This is a genomic window from Rhodopseudomonas sp. B29 (genome assembly GCF_000333455.1).
In the GTDB taxonomy this organism is placed as follows: domain Bacteria; phylum Pseudomonadota; class Alphaproteobacteria; order Rhizobiales; family Xanthobacteraceae; genus Rhodopseudomonas.
Genome location: NZ_BADD01000783.1, coordinates 1 through 4,607, shown reverse-complemented (window position 1 = coordinate 4,607; position 4,607 = coordinate 1). Strand labels below are relative to the sequence as shown.

5 protein-coding genes are annotated in these 4,607 nt (G+C 66.0%); 1 reads left to right on the top strand and 4 read right to left on the bottom strand.

Annotated features, from left to right (window positions below; all coding sequences use genetic code 11):
• Nucleotides 1–198, top strand: a 198-nt coding sequence (locus I5M_RS28210) for a DUF1150 domain-containing protein (RefSeq protein WP_022724461.1), incomplete at its 5' end; no start/stop codon positions are given.
• Between the two features lie 89 nt (nucleotides 199–287).
• On the opposite strand, the gene ptsN is transcribed toward I5M_RS28210, so the two are convergent.
• From ptsN to lptB, 4 genes are all read right to left on the bottom strand, one after another.
• The gene (ptsN, locus tag I5M_RS28205; protein ID WP_022724460.1) at nucleotides 288–749 is read right to left on the bottom strand and encodes a PTS IIA-like nitrogen regulatory protein PtsN; all 462 of its coding nucleotides are present in this window, start codon (nucleotides 747–749) and stop codon (nucleotides 288–290) included.
• Nucleotides 750–1,054: 305 nt separating this feature from the next.
• Nucleotides 1,055–1,660, bottom strand: a complete 606-nt coding sequence (gene hpf / locus I5M_RS28200; protein WP_022724459.1) for a ribosome hibernation-promoting factor, HPF/YfiA family — start codon at nucleotides 1,658–1,660, stop codon at nucleotides 1,055–1,057.
• Between the two features lie 55 nt (nucleotides 1,661–1,715).
• The gene (rpoN, locus tag I5M_RS28195) at nucleotides 1,716–3,347 is read right to left on the bottom strand and encodes an RNA polymerase factor sigma-54 (protein WP_022724458.1); all 1,632 of its coding nucleotides are present in this window, start codon (nucleotides 3,345–3,347) and stop codon (nucleotides 1,716–1,718) included.
• 243 nt (nucleotides 3,348–3,590) lie between these two features.
• Nucleotides 3,591–4,535: an LPS export ABC transporter ATP-binding protein gene (lptB, locus tag I5M_RS28190; RefSeq protein ID WP_022724457.1), complete on the bottom strand. Its 945-nt coding sequence runs from the start codon at nucleotides 4,533–4,535 to the stop codon at nucleotides 3,591–3,593.
• Between the last annotated feature and the right edge of the window lie 72 nt (nucleotides 4,536–4,607).

Sequence of the window (4,607 nt, the reverse complement as noted above, 5' to 3'; positions counted from 1 at the left end):
GGTCATATCGCTTATGTGAAGCAGATCCGCTCCGAAGACGTCGCGGGCCTGTTCCCGCAGGCGCCGGAGATGGCACCCGGCCTGAAACTGTTCGCGCTGCATTCGGCCGATGGTACGCCGATCATGTTGACCGACAGCCTTGAGGCGGCCGTCGCCAACGCGTGGAGCAACGAGCTGCAGACCGTCAGCGTTCACTGACGCAACGCTCAGCTTAGCGCGATCATAACGAGAGTTACGCAACGCGGGTCCGGCTGCCGGGCTCGCGTTTGTTGTTTTGGGAAGAGCGATCAGGCGGCCGTAGCGGGCGGAAGGGCCAGGACCGAGTAGATCGCCTGGGCGTCGCGGGAGGCGCGGAGCTTTTTGGCGACATCGGGGTCGCGCAGCAGGCGGGCGATCCGGGCCAGCGCCTTGAGGTGATCGGCGCCGGCGCCCTCGGGCGCGAGCAGCAGGAAGATCAGGTCGATCGGCTGGCCGTCCATGGCCTCGAAGTCGATCGGCCGCTCCAGCCTCGCGAACAGGCCGAACAGCCGCTCCAGCTTGGGCAGCTTGCCGTGCGGAATCGCCACGCCATAGCCGACCGCGGTGGTGCCGAGCTTTTCGCGCTGCAGCAGGACTTCGAAAACCGTGCGCTCGTTCTGGCCGGTCAGCTCGGCCGCACGGGCCGCAAGCTCCTGTAGCGCCTGCTTTTTGCTGATCACCTTCAACGCCGGGATGACGGCCTCGGGCGCGACCAAGTCGGTAATCGTCATGCGGCCTTCCGAGGGTGAAGAGGGTGGTCGGGGTGAAATAGGAGCGAGGTGGACGTGATCAAGCCTGCGGCCCGGGAGCCGCCGGCGGGCCTCAACACCCGGGCGGAAGCATCCCTGACATCATGCGCCTGACCCAAGTCGCTGGGCTGATCATTGGCTGACCGAAATTGCCTGACCAAGGCCTACCCCTCTTTTGACGGCCCCGAACCCGGGCGCCGCCTGCCGGCGGAAGGCGGCGGACCATAGGCAGAGGCTCCCGCGACCGTCAATGCCGGATCGCGGTTTCCCCTGTGTTGGAACCCGCCTCAGGCGGCATCCAGCGCCGGCGGGTCGATCCAGCCGATGTTTCCGTCGGAGCGGCGATACGCGATGTTCACCCGGCCGGAGCCGCCATGGAGGAATACCAGCACCGGGGCGCCGGTGAGGTCGAGCTCCATGACGGCCTCGCTGACCGACAGCCGCTTCAGCGCCGTCGTCGCCTCGGCGATGATCACCGGATTATAGGCTTCCTCGTGAGGCGCTTCGTCACCCGGAGCTTCGATCACGTAGCTCGTGGCATCGACGCCCGGCAGGCTGAGTTCGGCCCGGGCGGTGGCCTCGGCGTGCGCCTTGCGGGCGGAGCGATCCTTCAGGCGGCTCTTGTAGCGGCGCAGGCGCTTCTCGATCTGCAGCAGCGCCTGATCGGCGCTCGCATAGGCGTCGGCGGCATTCGACTCGGCTTCCAGCGTGATTCCGGAATCGAGGTGCAGTGCACAATCAGTGCGGAAGCCGAAGCCGTCCTTGCTGAGCGTGATGTGCCCCGAATAGTTGCCGTCGAAGTACTTGCGCAGAACCTCCTCGGTGCGGTCGCTGACGCGTGTGCGCAGCGCTTCGCCGACACTGATGCTTTTGCCGGAGACGCGGAAGGTCATGGGATGCCTCTATTCATGGTGGGGGACCGAGTCTAGTCGGAGCGGCGCGCCGCAATCAAGCGGGCGCTGTGTCGCGCGAACGGTCGGCAGAGCCGAGTGTGGTGCCGAGCATGCTCTGCTTGTCGCGCCGGCGTTGCACCGAAGAGGGGATTCGCATTGCCTCGCGGTATTTCGCAACGGTGCGCCGCGCAATATCGATGCCGGTCTCGCGCAGCCGTTCGACGATAGTATCATCCGACAAGATGGCCGATGGATCTTCGCCGTCGATCAATTGCCGGATGTGATGGCGAACCGCCTCGGCCGAATGCGCTTCGCCGCCGTCGGCAGAAGCGATCGAGGCGGTGAAGAAGTACTTCAGCTCGAAGGTGCCGCGATTGGTCGCCATGTATTTGTTGGCGGTGACGCGCGACACGGTCGATTCGTGCATCTGGATGGCGTCGGCGACGGCCTTCAAATTCAATGGCCGCAGATGCGCGACGCCGTGCGTGAAAAAACCGTCCTGCTGGCGCACGATCTCGGTCGCGACCTTGAGAATGGTGCGAGCGCGCTGATCGAGCGCGCGGACCAGCCAGGTGGCATTCTGCAGGCAGTCCGAGAAGTACGACTTGTCGCCGTCCTTGCGAATCGTCTTCGACAGCTCCGAGTAGTAGGTCTGATTGACCAGCACCTTCGGCAGCGTGTCGCTGTTGAGTTCGACCAGCCAGCCGCCGTCGGGACCGGGACGGACGAACACGTCGGGCACCACGGTCTGCACCCGCGACGAGCCGAACTTCAGGCCAGGCTTGGGATCGAGGTGACGGATTTCGCCGATCATGTCGGCGAGGTCTTCGTCATCGACGCCGCAGATCTTGCGTAAGCTGGCGACATCGCGCCTGGCAAGCAGGTCGAGATGCTCGACCAGCGCCTGCATGGCCGGATCGTAGCGATCGCGCTCGCGCAGCTGGATGGCCAGGCATTCGCTCAGATTGCGGGCGCAGATGCCGGGCGGGTCGAAGGTCTGCAACACGCCGACGACGGCTTCGACGTCCGCCATGCTGGTGCCGAGTCGCTCGGCGACATCGGCCAGATCGGCCGGCAAGTAACCGGCGTCGTCGACCATGTCGATCAGATACTGGCCGATCATGCGCTGCGACGGCGCGGTGATGGCGACTGCGAGTTGTTCGGCCAGATGATCGGCGAGCGACGTCTCGGCGGCCACGAAGGCTTCGAGATTGTAGCCTTCGTCCGACGAGGCGCCGCCGCCCCATTCGGTGTAGCCGGCGGGCGCGATATCCTGCGCGGCGCGCGCGGCCGCCTCGGCCGGCTCCTCGGGGAAGACGTTCTCCATGCCGGTATCGAGCGTCTGCTCGATGTCGCTGCGGCTCCCGAGGTCGCGGTGCATCCAGTCTTCGGCGCCCGGCTCGAACGCGCTGGGCGCGCCGCCCTCGCCGAAATCAGCCGCTTCGCCGCCGCCACCATCGTCGCCGGCGCTGTACTCGCCGCTGCTGTCAGCGGTTTGTTCGCCGGAGACCGGCGGCTCGGCATTGTCACTGGCGCGATCGAGCAGCGGGTTCTTTTCGATCTCGTCCTCGACGAACGCCGCCAGATCGAGATTTGACAATTGCAGCAGCTTGATCGCCTGCATCAGCTGCGGCGTCATCACCAGCGACTGCGATTGTCTGAACTCGAGGCGTTGCGTCAGGGCCATGTGTCAGGGGCCGTGGGTGCAAGTGTGGGACAAGAGCGGGGCCAAGTTGGTCCGTTTCTTGCTTGTCCCTCCTGCTTACGCCTTTCCGAGACGGATGTACACGTCTTGACGATTGGAAATTCGGCCTAAGGCGATCCGTACGAATACGGAATTCCAATCCTTCGAAGCGCTCGGGTGCAGGAATACCCCGACGGAGCTCCGGAGGCATGATCATGCCGCGGGCCGCTGCCGACTGCAACAGGCTTACAGGCGGAATTCTTCGCCGAGGTAAAGACGTCGCACGTCCGGGTTGTTGACGATGTCCTCCGGACTACCTTCGGTCAGGATCTCGCCCGCATAGACGATGTAGGCGCGGTCGGTGAGGCCGAGCGTTTCGCGGACGTTGTGGTCGGTAATCAGCACGCCGATGCCGCGGTTGGTCAGGTGCCGCACCAGATCCTGAATGTCGCCGACCGCGATCGGGTCGATACCGGCGAACGGTTCGTCGAGCAGCATGTAGTTCGGCCGGCTCGCCAGCGCGCGGGCGATTTCGACGCGGCGCCGCTCGCCGCCCGACAGCGCGATCGACGGGGATTTGCGCAGCCGCTCGATGTTGAACTCGTGCAGCAGATTGTCGAGCTCCGCCTCACGTTTGCGCTTGTCGGGCTCGACCGCTTCGAGCACCGCGCGGATGTTCTGTTCGACCGAGAGGCCGCGGAAGATCGAGGCTTCCTGCGGCAAGTAACCGATGCCGAGCCGGGCGCGCTGATACATCGGCAGCTTGGTGACGTCGTGGCCGTCGAGTTCGATGGCACCGCGATCCGCCTTGATCAGTCCGGTGATCATGTAGAACACCGTGGTCTTGCCGGCGCCGTTGGGGCCGAGCAGACCGACGGCCTCGCCGCGGCGGACATAGATGCTGACGCCGCGCACGATCTTGCGGCTGCCGAAGCTCTTCTCGATGGCGTGCACGGCCAGATAGCCGGCCGGAGTCGGCGCCGCTTGAACCGGGCGACGCGGCCGCGGCTGCGGCGGCTGGGCGCGGGGGTCGAGCGTGGCTTCGCGGGCGAGCGGCGGCGCGTCGCGCATCGGGGTGGCGATCAGGTCGCCGACCTCGGCGCCGTAGCCGGTGATGTCGGCGCGCGGCCGCGCGAAGCCGGGCCGCTGCTTGGCCGGCCGCTTGCGGAACATGCTGAGGAGATCCACCATCCGGTCTACCGATCCGGCCGCGCCGGCCCGGCGCTGCTCACGCCGACCCGACTACAGCGCATCGCGGCCCGC